The organism is Amycolatopsis sp. NPDC004079, from assembly GCF_040610415.1.
Classification (GTDB): domain Bacteria; phylum Actinomycetota; class Actinomycetes; order Mycobacteriales; family Pseudonocardiaceae; genus Amycolatopsis; species Amycolatopsis halotolerans.
In genome coordinates, this window is sequence record NZ_JBEXMH010000011.1 from 19,481 (window position 1) to 33,789 (window position 14,309).

A 14,309-nucleotide genomic window follows, 5' to 3' on the forward strand; every position below is an offset into this window, starting at 1 on the left:
AATTTCGCCGCCACGCGACGAGCCGCCGACACGCACTTAAAAGTGCCTTTTGCACCCCCTCCCCAACTAATCCATCATGGTGTTACAACCAAATCACCCCATCCGAACCCAAGCCCCATCCCGCCCAACCCCACGAACCGCACTGACAGCCCGATTACCGGCAACCTCCCCGTGGTGAGCAACAGCCCAATCCACCATCCCCCGCACCGCGTCGATCAACGACCGCCCCAAATCCGTCAACGCGTACTCCACCCGCGGCGGAACCTCGGCATGCGCAGTCCGGGTAAGCAACCCGTCCCGCTCAAGATGCTTCAGCGTCTGAGTCAACATCCGCTGCGAAATCCCCGGCACACTCGCCTGTAAATCGGAATAACGCAGCGAACCACCACTCAAAGTGCTGATGGTCAACACCGTCCACTTGTCACCGATCCGGTCGAGCACCTCCCGGATAAAGCCGCTGTCCTCCGGCCACGCCTGACACGGACCGCTGACCTGTCGCGCTGACGCCATCTCACTCTCCTTCCGAGTGCAACCGCACTACCAGTATGCAACCACGTCACACCTCAATTGAGAGAGAAGTGAGCACTGTGCACGCACCCGACACCATCGTCGTCGGAGCAGGCCCAGTAGGCCTGTGGACCGCAGCCGAGCTGGCCCTAGGCGGCAGCCATCCCCTAGTTCTGGAACAGGCCGAACACCGCAGCCCGCACTCGAAAGCGCTGGCCATCCACCCGCGCACCATCGAAGTCCTCGCGATGCGCGAACAAGAACAAGCCTTCCTCGACGGCGGACTGTCCCTGCCGAACGGGCACTTCGGCATGCTGCCCGCCCGCCTGGACTTCCGAGACCTGGCCACGCCGTTCCCATTCCAACTCGCTCACCCGCAACTGCGCACCGAAGAACTCCTCGAACAACACGCACTGGCCCAGGGCGCGATACTCCGGCGCGGACACCGGGTATCCGGGCTGAGCCAAGCCGACCACGGCGTGACACTGCAGGTCATCGGGCCAGACGGGGAGTACGAGATCACCGCGGACTACGTCGTCGGAACAGACGGCGCGGGCAGCACCATCCGCCACGCGGCAGGCATCGACTTCCCCGGCACCGACTCGACCGTCTTCGGATTCCTCGGCGACGTCGAGCTGACCGACCCGCCGGAGGGACCCGGCTACTGGCACAACGAACACGGCGCGCTGATCGTGGCCCCGCTCCCCGGCGGGCTGTGGCGCGTCACCGGCTCCGCGCCGTCCGACCCCAGCCCGACCCTGGAATCCCTGCGGGAGACGGCAAACCTGATCGCGGGTACAGATTTCGGCCCGCACTCCCCGGTATGGCTGTCCCGCTTCGGCAACGCCACCCGGCTCGCGGCGGAGTACCGAAAAGGCCGGGTGTTCCTGGCAGGCGACGCCGCGCACAGACATTTCCCGGCAGGCGGCGTCGGACTGAACGTAGGCCTCCAGGACGCGATGAACCTGGGCTGGAAGCTCGCCGCAGTCCAGCGAGGCCACGCGGACCCCGCACTACTCGACACCTACCACCCGGAACGCCACCCCGTCGGCGTCGCACTCGGCGAACACACCAAGGCCCAGACCGCCCTGATCACCGCCACCACCGAGGAAGGCCAGTCTCTGCGCCGGTTCATGACGGACCTGCTGCGCACCCATCCCGACGTAGCGACCGCATTGGCCAACACGGTCACCGCACTGGACGTGCGCTACCCGGGCAACAGTCCCCTGACAGGCCAGCGCTTCCCGGCCACCCGCGAGCAACTGCACCTGCTACGCGAAGGCCGTCCGGTGCTGCTCGCCAAGGAAGCCAGCCCGGAGCTGAAGGACCTGGCCGCGAATGCGGACCTCCAGCTGTACGAAACCGAACTGCCCTGGCCGACGTCCACCGTGCTGATACGCCCGGACGGACACGTCTGGGCCGCCGGAGACACCGCCGGACAGTTGGCGAACGCGATGGCCGAATTGCCCTTGGCCTGACCACAAGCGGTCCCCGGGAAAGCCTTCCCGGGGACCGCGCTCACCCCTCCGTATACCGCCGCGCGGTCTCCGCGGCCTGCGCCAGCCTCCGCAACCCCTCGAACAGCCGATCCCCCAGCACCGTCCCCACCACCGTGGCCTCGACGATCCGGTCCATCGACACCCCCGCCTCAAGGGTGTCCAAGTCGGCCTCAGCGATCCGATCGGCGATCTCCGCGTACCGCCCGAGCTGATCGAGCAACGCCTGGTGCCCCAGCGCCCGGATCGTGCAGAGAGTCCCCACCAGCAAATCCGCCGCCGGATTGTCCGGCCCGAATTTCCACCCGTGCTCCTTGGCGATCGAGGTCAGCAACCCCATCGCCCACTCCCGGTCATCAGCGGGAACCTCGGCCTTGAACACGGTCAGCGCCCGCTGCGCGACCCCCAGCACGTTGTACGCGGCCCGATCTGAATCGACCGCGGCCACGACTTCCCGCACGGTCGCCACCGACAGCCCGCCGACCTCGACCAGCGCGCGGATCAGCTTCAGCCGCCGCACGTGCTCCTCGCCGTAGCGCGCCTGGTTCGGGCTGGTCCGCTCGCCGGCCGGGAGCAGCCCCTCCCGCAGGTAGTACTTGATCGTCGCCACCGGGATCCCGGACTCGGCGCTCAGCTCTGCCATCCGCACCCACTCGACCCTACTTCCGGACTTCCGGGAAAACCCTGAGGACATCTCAGGATGGATAGTTTAACTTCCCATAGTGGAGAGCAGCACTATCCATGCTGGGAGGAACCTCATGACCACCACTGTCGACCCGCCCGCGACGCTGAACACCGCACGGATGCGGACCTGGCACCGGCCTTCGCTGTGGTTCGCCGGGGCGATGGCCGTCGCGACCGTGCTTTCCATCGCGGCGATGCTGATCGACCACCGGACCCTGCTCGGCTCGCCGGTGTGGGCGAAGCCGTTCAAGTTCGCCGTGTCCGGCGGGCTCTACTTCTTCACCTGGAGCTGGCTCGTTTCGCTGCTGCGCGGCCGGTTGCGCAAGGTCGCGAGCGTCGCCACGACCGTCGCCGTCGTGCTGTTCGCCGCCGAATACGTGGCGATGGCCTTCCAGGCGGCCCGCGCCCGGCCGAGCCACTTCGCGAACACGTCCCCGTTCGACGCCGCGCTGTTCCAGGCGATGGGCGTGATGGTGGCGGCGCTCTGGCTCGCCACGCTCGTGGGCACCGTCGTGCTCATGTTCACCCGGATCGAGGACCGCGCGGTGTACTGGGCGGTGCGCACCGGCGCGGTCGTCGCGCTGATCGGCGCCGGTCTCGGCGCGACCATGACCCAGCCGACTCCGATCGAGCGGGCCACGATCAAGGCCACCGGCCATTCCGACCTCATCGGCGCGCACAGCGTCGGCGTCGCGGACGGCGGCCCCGGTCTTCCGCTGCTCGGCTGGAGCACCACCGGCGGCGACCTGCGCATCGCGCACTTCATCGGCCTGCACGGGCTGCAAGCGTTGCCGCTCTTGGCTTTCGGACTCGCGGTGCTCGCCACGCGACTGCCCCGGCTGCGCGAGAGCGCGGTGCGCGTGCGGCTGGTGTGGACGGGTTCGATCGGCTACGCGGGTCTCGTCGGGCTGATCCTGTGGCAGGCCGAACGCGGCGAGCCGCTCATCTACCCGAGCGGCACGACGCTGGCCGCGGCCGGCCTGCTGGTCGGCGTCGTCGCGGCGGCTGTCGCGGCGTCGGTGCTGGTGCCGGTCCGCAAGGCGGTCCGGTGAGCGACCTGACCGTCTTCGCCTGGACGTTCCCGGTCGCGGTGCCGTTCTGGGCACTGATGATCTTCCTGCCCGGCTGGCGCGGCACCCGCCGGATCCTGGCCTCGCCGTGGGTGCCGCTGCTGCCGCTGGTCTGGTACTTCGTGCTGGCCATCCCGCACTTCGGGGAGCTGTGGCACGCCATGCAACGGCCAGATCTCGGGGTGCTGCAAGGGTTTCTGAGCACGCCGTACGGGGCCGCGCTGGTCTGGGCGCACCTCATCGCGTTCGACCTGTTCATCGCACGCTGGATGTTTTTCGAGGCGCGCACGCACCGGATCCCGTGGTGGGTGCTCAGCCCGCTGCTCCTGCTGACGATCTTCCTGTCGCCGTTCGGCCTGGTCGCGTTCCTCGTCGTGCGCAGTGCCCGGATACGCTCGGCGGCATGAGCAACCTGGAGGAGGCGGCCGCGGCCGTCATCGCCGAGCGCACCGGCGTCGAGAAGCACGACATCGCCGTGGTGCTGGGTTCGGGATGGCGTCCGGCCGCGGACGTGATCGGGACCGCCGACGCGGAGATCCCGTTCGGCGAACTGCCGGGCTTCACCCCGCCCGGAGCCGTCGGCCACGGCGGCACGGTGCGGTCCCTGCGGATCGGCGAGAAACGCGCGCTGGTCCTGCTCGGCCGCACGCATTACTACGAGGGCAAGGGCATCGACCCGGTTGTGCAGAACGTGCGCACGGCCGCGGCGGCGGGCGCGCGGACCGTGCTGCTCACCAACGCGGCGGGCGGGCTGCGGGAGGGCATGAGCGTCGGACAGCCGGTGCTGATCTCCGACCACCTCAACCTGACCGCGCGCTCCCCGATCGTCGGCGCGAACTTCGTCGACCTCACCGATCTCTACGCCAAGCGGCTGCGCGACCTGGCGCGGGAGATCGACGATTCGCTGGAGGAGGGCGTGTACGCGGGCCTGCCCGGACCGCACTTCGAGACGCCCGCCGAGATCCGGATGCTGCGCACCATGGGCGCGGACCTGGTCGGCATGTCGACCGTGCTGGAGGCGATCGCCGCCCGCGCGGCCGGGCTCGAGGTGTTCGGGCTGTCGCTGGTCACGAACCTGGCCGCGGGCATGACCGGCGAACCGCTCAACCACGAGGAAGTCCTCGAGGCCGGGCGGCAGTCGGCGACGCGGATGGGCTCGCTGCTGAAGGAACTCGTCGCACGCGCGTGAGTTCCGGCGAGCGCCCCAATGTGGCATTGGGTGCGTCCCACGCACCCAATGTGGCGTTCGGTGCGTCCCACGCACCCAACGCCACATTGGGGCGCAAGCAGCTCACACGTATTGCGGCAGCTGCGCGACTACTTCTTCCGGCGAAGGCATCCCCGCGACCTCCGCCGCCAGCGCGCGCACGACGTCCGCCACCGTGCTGTCCGACAGCAACCGGCCAGCGGTCTCCCGAACCGCGTCCGTCGTCAGTTCGTCGCCGAGGAGCTTCGCTCCCGCACCGGCCTCGACCACCGCGTCGGCGTTGGTGAACTGGTCCGCGCCCTGCGGCAGCACCAGCTGCGGCACCCCCGCGGCGAACGCGCCCAGCGTGGTCCCGCTTCCGCCGTGGTGCGCCACCAGATCGACGTGCGGCAGCAGTTCCGACTGCGGAACCCACGCCTCCAGCCGCACATTCGACGGCACCTCGCCGAGCGCCTCGACGTCGACGGACGGACCGGTCGCCACCAGCACGTCCACATCGAGCGCGGCCAGGCCCCGCAACGCCGCCGTCAGCAGATGCGCCTGGCTCGCTCCGGTGGTGCCGAGCGTCAGATACACCAGAGGACGGCTGCGGTCGCGGCCTTCGATGCCGGACGGCAGCTCGCCCGGTTCGCTCCAGCCGACCGGACGCAGCGGCACGCGCCGCGCCCCGGCGACGAACTCGGGCGCCTGCACCGACGGCGGGCAGATGTCCACGAACGGATGGCCCCAGAAGAGCCTGCTGTCGCCGGCGAGCCCGAGTTCGGCGGCGAACTCGCCGATTCGCTCGGCGATGTGCTCCACCAGGCCACCGGCCGAAACCCGGCCGAATCCGTGTGCCATCGCGGGGATCCCGGCCCGGTGCGCGGCGAACGCGCCGCCCGGATTGCCCATTTCGTACACGACCAGGTCCGGTTTCCGCTCGGCGAGCACCGGGGCGAGGTCGGTCATGAACTCGGTGGGCAGCAGCCGGCCGAACCCCTTGCCGATCGCCTCGTTCAACTCGGCTTCCGGGACCTCGTGGCGGCCGCGGGTGTCTCCGGTGAACAGGCGGCCGAACGCCTCCTGCAGGGTCAGCCCGGCGGCGGCGGTTTCGAGGCCTGCCTTCTCGAGCGTCGGATGGAAGTCGGGGGCGGTCGCATAAACCACGTCGTGGCCCGCGGCGCGCGCGGCGACGGCCAGCGGCAGCAACGGATAGAGGTGTCCGTAAGACGCGAGGGAAGTGAAAAGTATGCGCACCGCTCGAGCGTATCGCCAGGCACCACCCAGTTTCCGGATCCGCGTAAGCTGGCCCGGGTGTCCGACAGCCTCGATTCCCGCCTGCGCGATTCCGTCTACCGCTGGATCACCGACGACCCGGATCCGGCGTCGCGCGAGGAACTGACCGCCGTTCTCGCCCGCGCGATGGGCAAGGAGCCCGGCGCGGCCGAGGAGATCGCCGACCGGATGGCCGGGCCGCTGGAGTTCGGGACCGCGGGGCTGCGCGGGCCGGTGCGCGCGGGTCCGAACGGGATGAACGTCGCAGTCGTCACGCGGACCACCGCGGGCGTCGCCGCGTGGCTCGCAGCGCAGGGGCACGCGGGCGGCGTGGTCGTGGTCGGCCGCGACGCCCGGCACGGTTCGGAGGCGTTCGCCACCGCGGCGGCCGAAGTGCTGACTGCCGCCGGATTCGCGGTGAAGGTGCTGCCGCAGCCGTTGCCGACGCCGGTGCTGGCGTTCTCGGTGCTGCACTACGGCGCGGTCGCCGGAATCCAGATCACCGCGTCGCACAACCCGCCCGCGGACAACGGGTACAAGCTCTACGACGCCACCGGCGGACAGATCGTGCCGCCGTCCGACGGCGAAATCGAACGCGCGATCCAGTCCGCCCCGGCCACTCGGAGCATTCCGCGCAAGCCCGGCGCCGAAGTTGTCGACCCGCGCGAGGCGTACCTTTCCGCGGTCGGCGCACTGCCGCGCGGCACGACACGCGAGCTGCGGATCGCCGCGACCGCGCTGCACGGCGTCGGCGCGGAGACCCTGCGGGCCGCGCTTTCACGGGCCGGATTCACCGATGTACACCTGGTTTCCGCCCAGTCCGAACCGGACGCCGACTTCCCCACCGTCTCGTTCCCCAACCCCGAGGAACCCGGAGCGACCGACCTCCTGCTGGCGCTGGCGTCCGAAGTGGACGCCGACCTCGCGGTGGCGCTCGACCCGGACGCCGACCGGTGCGCGCTCGGCGTCCGCGGCCCCGACGGCTGGCGGATGCTGCGCGGCGACGAGACCGGCGTCCTGCTCGGGGCGCACGTTCTGTCCACAACGGACAATCCAGATCCGTTGGTGGCCACCACGATCGTGTCCTCGTCGCTGCTCGGCGAAGTGGCGAAGGAAAAGGGCGCGCGCTACGCGGAAACGCTCACCGGGTTCAAATGGCTGGTCCGCGCTGGCGACGGTCTGGTGTTCGCGTACGAGGAAGCCCTCGGACTGTGCGTGAACCCGAGTTTTGTTCGCGACAAGGACGGCATCTCCGCCGCGGTCGCGGGCGCGGACCTGGCGGCCACGCTCAAGGCGGAAGGCCGCACCCTGCTGGACGTCCTCGACGACATCGCGACCCGGCACGGCGTGCACCTCACCGACCAGGTCTCGTTGCGGGTCACCGATCTCGCCGTGCGCGGCCGTCTCATGGCCTCGGTGCGCGCGAACCCGCCCGCCTCTCTCGGCGGCGTGCCGGTGACGCTCGAAGACCTCCTGCCGGACGCCGACGTGCTCCGGCTGAGCGGCGACGGCGTGCGTGTCGTAGTGCGGCCGTCCGGCACGGAACCGAAACTGAAGGCGTACCTGCAAGTGGTGGCTCCGGTGACCGGGGAGCTCGCCGACGCGCGGCGCAGCGCGACGGAAGTTCTCGACGCGGTCCGCGAGGAGATCACCGCGCTGCTGCGCTGACGGGAGAACCATGCCCACGTTGCTGATCGTGCACCACACGCCGTCGCCGTCGATGCAGGCGATGTTCGAGGCCGCGCTCGCCGGCGCGAACCATCCGGACATCGAAGGCGTCGACGTCGTCCGCCGTCCCGCGCTCGGCGCGACAGTGGCCGACGTGCTGGCCGCGGACGGCTACCTCCTGGGCACGCCGGCGAACCTCGGCAGCATGAGCGGTGCGTTGAAACATTTCTTCGACACCGTGTACTACCCGTGCCTGGACGCGACGAAAGGCCGTCCGTTCGGGGCGTACGTGCACGGCAACAACGACACGTCCGGGACCGTGCGGCAACTCGACGCGATCACGACCGGGCTCGGCTGGACCCGGGTGGCCGAGCCCGTGCTCGTGACGGGCGAACCGGACAAAGCCGCGCTGGAAGCGGTGACCGAACTCGGCGGAACCCTTGCCGCGACGCTCATGTGAGCGGCGGCCGCTGAGCGGGGCCGAAAGCCGGTGCGGGGAAAGTAAAGAGGCCTGTCACCGGAAGCCCTGGGGGTCGACCTCCGGCAACAGGCCAAGTCAAGGGTTCGCAACGAAGGCGATCAACCTCGACTACGCAAGGGTACTACAAAGAACCGATCATGACGACCCTGCAATGACAACCAAGCGTGCTCGAATCAACTCCGAGGGCGCCGACCAGGCCCGCAAAGCCGGAGAAACCTGGATCTGGCCCGGCTGTCGTCCCAGTCAGTGGACCATCGACCCTCGCGCCCGGGGCGAGCGCGGCGATCTTGACTGTCCATTGTGGAGCGTCCAGTCGAGTGGCCGATTCAGCGGCGACCGACTGCCGTGAGTGACGAAACCGCACCGGATCCGCCGCTCGACGGATAAACAAGACGGGCGCCGGTCCGGAGACCGACGCCCGTCTCGGCGAAATCAGGCAGGCGAGACCATCGCCCGCACCGCCGCCGGCACGTCGGCCAGCGCGACCTGCTGCTGCTCGCGGGTGGCCAGGCTCCGGACCGTCACCCGGCCCGCCGCCCAGTCCTCCTCGCCCACGATGACGACCGCGACCGCGCCCGCCTTGTCCGCGCGAGTGAGCTCCTTGCCCAGTTTGCGCAGTTCCAGCGGGGTCGACGTGCGCAGGCCCGCCTTCCGCAGCGTCGTCGCGACGTCGCGGGCCGGGTCCGCCAGGTCCTCGATGACCGGGATGACGGTGACGTCGACCTCGCTGCGCGGCTGCGGCGTGAGGCCGTGCGTGTCGAGGAAGTCCATCAGCGTCACGTCGCCCATGCCGAACCCGATGCCGGAGATCTGCTCCTTGGTGAACATCGAGGCGAGGTTGCTGTACCGGCCGCCGCCGAACAGCGCGCGGCGGTTCTGCGGCGAGGTGTCGAAGACCTCGAACACGGTCGACGTGTAGTACGCCAGCCCGCGCACGATCAGCGGCTCGTACCGGACCAGGCTCGCCGCGCTGCTGGAGAGCACCTTGACCAGGTTCGACTCGGCCTTGACCTCCGCGGGCAGTTCGTCGAGCAGCGCCGGGCCCGCGCTGAGCGCCTCGGCGAGCTTCTCGTACTGCTTGTCCGACAACCCGATCTCGGCCGCGCTGGCCGCGTGCTCCTCGGCCGAGGTCTTCTCCCACCGATCGACGAGCGCGAACACCTGCGGCAGGTGGTCCGGCGAGATGCCGACGACGTCGGTCAGCGCCGACGACAGCAGATTCCGGTCGTTGACGCGCACCGCGAACATGTCCGGGCTCGCGCCGACCGCGCCCATCAGGTCGTGGATCAGCTCGAACATCTCAATCTCGCAGTTCGCGCTTTCCGAACCGAAGATGTCGGCGTTGATCTGCCAGTGCTCGCGGACGCGGCCGCGCTGCGGGCGCTCGTAGCGGTGGCAGTTCGGGTGGCTGTACCAGCGCACCGGGAACGACAGCGATTTCGCGTGGCCGGCGATCATCCGGGCCACCGAGGGCGTCATCTCCGGGCGCAGCGCGAGCCGCTCGCCGCCGCGCGTGGTGAGCGTGTACAGCTGCTGGTCGGCGATCTCCTGGCCGGACTTCCGCTCGTAGACCTCCGCCTGCTCCAGGACCGGGCCGTCGTAGCGGAGGTAGCCGTAGCGCTCCAGCACGTCGTAGAGATGGCCGAACACCTGCGTACGGACGGACATTTCGGCGGGGAGGAAGTCTCGGGTCCCCTTGACAGGCGCAGTTGACAGGTATTCAGGCACGTCATCCAGCTTAACGACCCGGCGCCAGCCATTTCGTCAGGGGAACGCGACGCCGTAGGCGGTGAGCAGCATGGCCGCGCCGAGCAGCACCGCGCCGCCGGTGGTGACGCTCATGCCGACGCGGGTGCGCAGCATCGCGAGGAAGAACCCGCCGGACTGCGCGAGCACGCCGAACAGCAGCAGGAAGCAGACGATCCAGCGCGCGGTGTCGCCGAGCCCGCCGTGCTCGACCAGCTGCAACGCGGCGAGCGTGAGGACGAGCAGCACGCCGGCGTGCGCGTGTCCGGCGCGGAAGAACCCGCGCTGCTTCTCGGTGAGGTCGCCGCGGCGCAGGACGCCGCTGAGCGCGTAGCCGCCGTACATGACGGTCGGCAGCGATACGAGCGCGATGACGGTGAACAACTGGACTGGGCCGTGCATGGTCGCCTCCTTGGGGTGCGGAAGCGACCATAACACCGTTTTTAAAACACTGTCACGAAACTTCTTCCGCCGGTCACGCCTTCCCTCTTGCCGGTGGCTGTCCCCCGACCGTCGAGGGAATTGGGCAGCGGCGCGAGCGGCAGTGGACTGCGGTGAAGTTCATGACTACCTCGATGCGGCGCCCCGCCCGATGGGCCGGTCTCGCCTTGTCCCTCGCCCTCAGCGGCCTCTGCCTGACCTCCTTGCCCGCTCAGGCCGCCCCCGCGGCACCGGCCACGCACCAGGCGGCGAAGAAGAAGCCGGTCCACATCAAGGCCGGGCCGGTCAAGTCCAGGGTGCACAAGGGAGAGCAGATCCGGATCCACGGGCACGTGGCGACCGGACCGGCGGGCCGCGCCGACGACGAGATCCTGTACCTGCAGGAAGAAACCCAGGCCGGGGTCTGGGTGAACCTCGCCTCCGCCTCGTGCTTGCCGGACAACGACTTCGACCTCGGCCTCCGGCTGAACGTCTCCGGGACGCTGACGCTGCGGGTCTTCCACCCCGAAACCGCCCTGTTCGCCACCGCCACCTCCGAGGTGTTCGCGGTGGTCGTGCTCTAGGAACCGAGCCAGTGGCTGCCCGCGGCGGGGAACGGGCATCATGTCGGGCGTGAGCCAGCCCGGGGATGCCGCTTCGCCGCAGGTGGCTTATGCCGACCAACTCCGCCAGCAATCGGCGACCTGCCGGTTGCTGGCGGAGAAGCAGCGCGAGAACACTGCGGTGTTCGAGGGGTTCGCCGAGCGGGGTCTGCCGGGTTCCGCCGAGATGGCGGTCCGTTCCGAGCGTTCGGCCCGGTTTCTGGTGCTGCTCGCGTCGGTGATCGCGGAACAGGCGATCGCGCACGACGAGCTGATGGCCGCCGGAGGGCCGGATAACTCGCGCGCTTACGTCGAATATGAGGCGACGACTCGGCGGCTGCGGGCGTTGCTGCCGACGGACAGTCTCACCGACTGAGCCCTACGGCCGCGGAGTCTGCGCGTGGGCCAGCGCGCCCACGATGTCCTCGGCCAGCAACAAACTCGCCAGTCCGTGGCCGTGCTTTTCCCGCCGCACCAACGAAACCACGTTGTTGCTGAACGCGTCGCGGACCGGGCGGAAGACGAGGCGGCCGTCGCGGATCTCCTCGGCGATGTCGAATTCGCTGAGGAACGCGATGGCGTCGCCGGAGGCCGCGAGTCGTTTCATCGTCTCGATCGAGTTGGTGTGGAAGGCCGGTTCGATGTCGAGACCGGCTTTGGCGAAGGCTTCCGCGACGATGCCGTGGATGACCATCGAGCGGTCGGCGAAGATCAGCGGGTAGGGCGGGCACTGCGCGAGCGGGATCGGGTCCGCGCCGGCGAGCGGATGGTGCGGGGCGACGACCACGCCGAGCCGGGTGTTCATCTGCCAGCAGACCTCGAGGTGCGCCGACGGCGGGACGTTGAAGCCGAGTCCGAGATCGGCTTCGCTGGCCTCGACCGCGTGCAGGATGTCCTGCGTCGTCATCGTGCGGATCGAGATCCGGACTCGCGGATGTCGCGCCCGGAACGCCGCCGCGGCGGTGGCGACGACACTGCTGGCCAGGCCGGTCATCGTGGCGATCACGACCTCGCCGCTGCCGAGCGCGTGCAGGTCGCGGATGTCCGCGACGGTCTCGCGGTACTGCTGCAGCGTGCGCCGGACATGCGCGAGCAGCGCCTCCCCGGCCGGTGTCGGGCGCATCCCGCGCGGCAGGCGGTCGAACAGCGGCTGGCCGAGTTCCGCTTCCAGCAGCAGGATCTGCCGGTTGATCGCCGACGGCGCGACGTGCAGCCGCGCGCCGGCCGCGCGGATGGAGCCGAGGCGCGCCACTTCGTCGATGTACTGCAGCAACCGCGAGTGGAGCACGGGTGAACCTCCCTAGCCCTCCTTAGCGTACGAAAAAAGAGTACACGTCGTACGAAAATGAATGCTTGTCAGCAACGGTATGCGGCGGGTTCTATCAGTGCACCAACGACAGCGAAGCGAGGACACTGTGCAGGATCCGACGACGTATCCCCCGATCCCGGCCGAAGACGTTGCCGCGCAAGAAGATCACGTGCGGACGATCTTCGGGATCCTCTCCGGCGAGCAGGAGGCGGACCTGCTGCTGCGCAATCTCCACATCGTCGACGTGCACACGGAAAGTGTCTATCCCGGCTCGCTTCTCGTTTACCGGCAGCGGATCGTCGCGCTGAACCCCGACGAGTCGGTCGTGCGGGTGCGCGAGGTCTTCGACGGCGAAGGGCTTTACGCGATCCCCGGGTTGATCGACGCGCATCTGCATTTCGAATCGCAGCTCGCGCATCCGGCCGCGTTCGGGGAGGCGATCGTCCCGAGTGGAACGACCACGGTGTTCGGGGAAACCCTGGACTTCGCCAGCGCGGCCGGGGACGAGGCGGTGGAAGCCGTCCAGACGTTGTTTGCCGACCACGAAAAGCTGCCGTATCGGCTTTACGCGTTCGCGCCGGGGAAGAAGACCTCGACCGACGTCACCGAGGCCATGCTGAAGATGGATCCGGTGATCGGGCTGGGCGAACTGGCTCACCTGTCCTACATGACCGGGGACGCCGACGACTTCCGCAAGTCCGCGCTGGGCCGGGCGAATTCCGGTTTCGTGAACTGCCACTGGGGCGTCACGGCGCTGTCGGACATGCTGCTGAACTACATGCCCGCGATCGGCGTCGACAACAATCACGACGTCTGGAACGAGGACGACATCGAAAAGAGCGTCCGCTACGGGCTGAACACGCAGATCAAGTTCGGCGTCGGAAGTCCGGAAGTCATCCGGACCATGTTGCGCGCCATCGTGAAGCGGCGCTGGCCCGCGGAGAACTTCCAGCTTTGCGCGGACAACATTTCGGTGGACCGCGTCCTGCGGCAGGGCCATATCGACTGGGTGATCTCGCTGGCCATCGAAATGGGAATGCCGCCGATCAAGGCGATCAAAATGGGCACGCTGTACGCCGCCCGCTCGTTCCGCAAGGACCGCGATCTCGGTTCGCTCAGCCCGGGTCGCTTCGCCGACATCGTCCTCACCGACAGCCTCGCGAAGATCAACCCGCGGTACGTGTTCAAGGGCGGCGAACTCGTCGCACGCGACCGCAAGCTGCTCAACCGAGTCGGCATCGATTACTCCAGCCTGGCCAAGGAACCGAAGCCGGGCATCGCCGAGCTGACCGCCGAGCAACTCGACCTGACGCCGCTCGAAATTTCTCCCGAAGGCAACCGGGCGAAGGTGCTGCTTTTCGACGTCTACGGGCGCGGACATCTCAAGTTCGCCCAAGAAATCTGGGTGCCGTTCCGCGACGGCGCGGTCGTGCCCGAGCACGAAGGCGAGCGGCTCAACCGGATCTCGGTCGTGCAGCGTTACGCCGACGGAAAGCGGCACATCGTCACTGGGTTGTTCAAGGGCGTCTCGATCGACCGCGGTGCGGTGTCGACGTTCTGGCCCGCCCCGTCGGCGTACTTCGTGAGCGTCGGCAGCGACAGCGCGGAAATGTACGCCAACCTCAAGCAGTTGGACACCCTGGTCGGCGGCTGCATCGTGACCGAGGACGGCGAGACGAAAGCCTGTCTGCCCTTGGAATTCTACGGCGTGATGGCTGACATGAACCTCGCCGAACTCGTCGACGCGACCCGCTCGGTCGACGCCGCGCTCGAGAAACTGGGCAACCGCAACGAGGGCGAGCCCGTCGTCAACAAACTCCTGACCCTGTTCATCTCGCTCGACCGTTTCGGATTCATGAAGTAAC

At 68.7% G+C, this 14,309-nt stretch carries 15 protein-coding genes; 9 read left to right on the forward strand and 6 right to left on the reverse strand.

What is annotated here, in order from left to right; all coding sequences use genetic code 11:
* Positions 1-93: 93 nt before the first annotated feature.
* Positions 94-510 carry a helix-turn-helix domain-containing protein gene (locus ABZX37_RS14270; RefSeq protein WP_354739445.1) on the reverse strand — a complete coding sequence of 139 codons (417 nt, stop codon included), beginning with the start codon at positions 508-510 and terminating at the stop codon, positions 94-96.
* 68 nt (positions 511-578) lie between these two features.
* On the opposite strand from ABZX37_RS14270, the gene ABZX37_RS14275 reads away from it, so the two are divergent.
* Positions 579-1,985, forward strand: a complete 1,407-nt coding sequence (locus tag ABZX37_RS14275) for an FAD-dependent monooxygenase (protein ID WP_354739447.1) — start codon at positions 579-581, stop codon at positions 1,983-1,985.
* A gap of 40 nt (positions 1,986-2,025) precedes the next feature.
* Here the strand turns inward: ABZX37_RS14275 and ABZX37_RS14280 are convergent, their stop codons facing one another.
* Positions 2,026-2,646: a MerR family transcriptional regulator gene (locus tag ABZX37_RS14280; RefSeq protein ID WP_354739734.1), complete on the reverse strand. Its 621-nt coding sequence runs from the start codon at positions 2,644-2,646 to the stop codon at positions 2,026-2,028.
* Positions 2,647-2,761: 115 nt separating this feature from the next.
* Between ABZX37_RS14280 and ABZX37_RS14285 the strand changes: the two genes are divergently transcribed.
* Genes ABZX37_RS14285 through ABZX37_RS14295 form a run of 3 tightly spaced genes read left to right on the forward strand, consistent with a single transcriptional unit; the run spans position 2,762 to position 4,946 of the window.
* Positions 2,762-3,739 (forward strand): hypothetical protein, encoded by a 978-nt coding sequence (locus ABZX37_RS14285; RefSeq protein WP_354739449.1) that lies wholly within the window; start codon positions 2,762-2,764, stop codon positions 3,737-3,739.
* Complete coding sequence (locus ABZX37_RS14290; RefSeq protein ID WP_354739451.1) at positions 3,736-4,164, forward strand: ABA4-like family protein; 429 nt, start codon at positions 3,736-3,738, stop codon at positions 4,162-4,164. The genes ABZX37_RS14285 and ABZX37_RS14290 overlap by 4 nt, the downstream gene beginning before the upstream one ends.
* Complete coding sequence (locus tag ABZX37_RS14295; RefSeq protein WP_354739453.1) at positions 4,161-4,946, forward strand: purine-nucleoside phosphorylase; 786 nt, start codon at positions 4,161-4,163, stop codon at positions 4,944-4,946. The genes ABZX37_RS14290 and ABZX37_RS14295 overlap by 4 nt, the downstream gene beginning before the upstream one ends.
* 102 nt (positions 4,947-5,048) lie before the next feature.
* Here the strand turns inward: ABZX37_RS14295 and ABZX37_RS14300 are convergent, their stop codons facing one another.
* Positions 5,049-6,200: a glycosyltransferase gene (locus ABZX37_RS14300; protein ID WP_354739455.1), complete on the reverse strand. Its 1,152-nt coding sequence runs from the start codon at positions 6,198-6,200 to the stop codon at positions 5,049-5,051.
* Between the two features lie 57 nt (positions 6,201-6,257).
* On the opposite strand from ABZX37_RS14300, the gene ABZX37_RS14305 reads away from it, so the two are divergent.
* Positions 6,258-7,886, forward strand: a complete 1,629-nt coding sequence (locus ABZX37_RS14305; protein ID WP_354739457.1) for a phospho-sugar mutase — start codon at positions 6,258-6,260, stop codon at positions 7,884-7,886.
* Between the two features lie 10 nt (positions 7,887-7,896).
* Positions 7,897-8,346: an NAD(P)H-dependent oxidoreductase gene (locus tag ABZX37_RS14310; RefSeq protein ID WP_354739458.1), complete on the forward strand. Its 450-nt coding sequence runs from the start codon at positions 7,897-7,899 to the stop codon at positions 8,344-8,346.
* 453 nt (positions 8,347-8,799) lie between these two features.
* Here ABZX37_RS14310 and hisS read toward each other — a convergent pair whose 3' ends face one another.
* Both hisS and ABZX37_RS14320 read right to left on the reverse strand, forming a co-directional pair.
* Complete coding sequence (gene hisS, locus ABZX37_RS14315) at positions 8,800-10,095, reverse strand: histidine--tRNA ligase (protein WP_354739460.1); 1,296 nt, start codon at positions 10,093-10,095, stop codon at positions 8,800-8,802.
* A 36-nt stretch (positions 10,096-10,131) separates the two neighbouring features.
* A complete protein-coding gene (locus ABZX37_RS14320; protein WP_037816084.1) occupies positions 10,132-10,515 on the reverse strand; it encodes a hypothetical protein in 384 nt (127 codons plus the stop codon).
* A 161-nt stretch (positions 10,516-10,676) separates the two neighbouring features.
* Between ABZX37_RS14320 and ABZX37_RS14325 the strand changes: the two genes are divergently transcribed.
* Both ABZX37_RS14325 and ABZX37_RS14330 read left to right on the forward strand, forming a co-directional pair.
* Positions 10,677-11,117, forward strand: a complete 441-nt coding sequence (locus ABZX37_RS14325; protein WP_354739462.1) for a hypothetical protein — start codon at positions 10,677-10,679, stop codon at positions 11,115-11,117.
* A gap of 40 nt (positions 11,118-11,157) precedes the next feature.
* A complete protein-coding gene (locus tag ABZX37_RS14330; protein ID WP_354739464.1) occupies positions 11,158-11,511 on the forward strand; it encodes a hypothetical protein in 354 nt (117 codons plus the stop codon).
* A 3-nt stretch (positions 11,512-11,514) separates the two neighbouring features.
* On the opposite strand, the gene ABZX37_RS14335 is transcribed toward ABZX37_RS14330, so the two are convergent.
* Positions 11,515-12,423: a LysR family transcriptional regulator gene (locus tag ABZX37_RS14335; RefSeq protein WP_354739466.1), complete on the reverse strand. Its 909-nt coding sequence runs from the start codon at positions 12,421-12,423 to the stop codon at positions 11,515-11,517.
* 190 nt (positions 12,424-12,613) lie between these two features.
* Here ABZX37_RS14335 and ABZX37_RS14340 point away from each other — a divergent pair, with 190 nt between their 5' ends.
* Positions 12,614-14,308 (forward strand): adenine deaminase C-terminal domain-containing protein, encoded by a 1,695-nt coding sequence (locus tag ABZX37_RS14340; RefSeq protein ID WP_354739468.1) that lies wholly within the window; start codon positions 12,614-12,616, stop codon positions 14,306-14,308.
* Position 14,309: the final 1 nt, after the last annotated feature.

Coding starts and splice junctions, on each gene's coding strand:
- ABZX37_RS14330 (WP_354739464.1), top strand. CDS start 11,158: ATGTCGGGCGTGAGCCAGCCCGGGGATGCCGCTTCGCCGCAGGTGGCT.
- ABZX37_RS14320 (WP_037816084.1), bottom strand. CDS start 10,515: ATGCACGGCCCAGTCCAGTTGTTCACCGTCATCGCGCTCGTATCGCTG.
- ABZX37_RS14310 (WP_354739458.1), top strand. CDS start 7,897: ATGCCCACGTTGCTGATCGTGCACCACACGCCGTCGCCGTCGATGCAG.
- ABZX37_RS14325 (WP_354739462.1), top strand. CDS start 10,677: ATGACTACCTCGATGCGGCGCCCCGCCCGATGGGCCGGTCTCGCCTTG.
- ABZX37_RS14285 (WP_354739449.1), top strand. CDS start 2,762: ATGACCACCACTGTCGACCCGCCCGCGACGCTGAACACCGCACGGATG.
- ABZX37_RS14280 (WP_354739734.1), bottom strand. CDS start 2,646: ATGGCAGAGCTGAGCGCCGAGTCCGGGATCCCGGTGGCGACGATCAAG.
- ABZX37_RS14270 (WP_354739445.1), bottom strand. CDS start 510: ATGGCGTCAGCGCGACAGGTCAGCGGTCCGTGTCAGGCGTGGCCGGAG.
- ABZX37_RS14295 (WP_354739453.1), top strand. CDS start 4,161: ATGAGCAACCTGGAGGAGGCGGCCGCGGCCGTCATCGCCGAGCGCACC.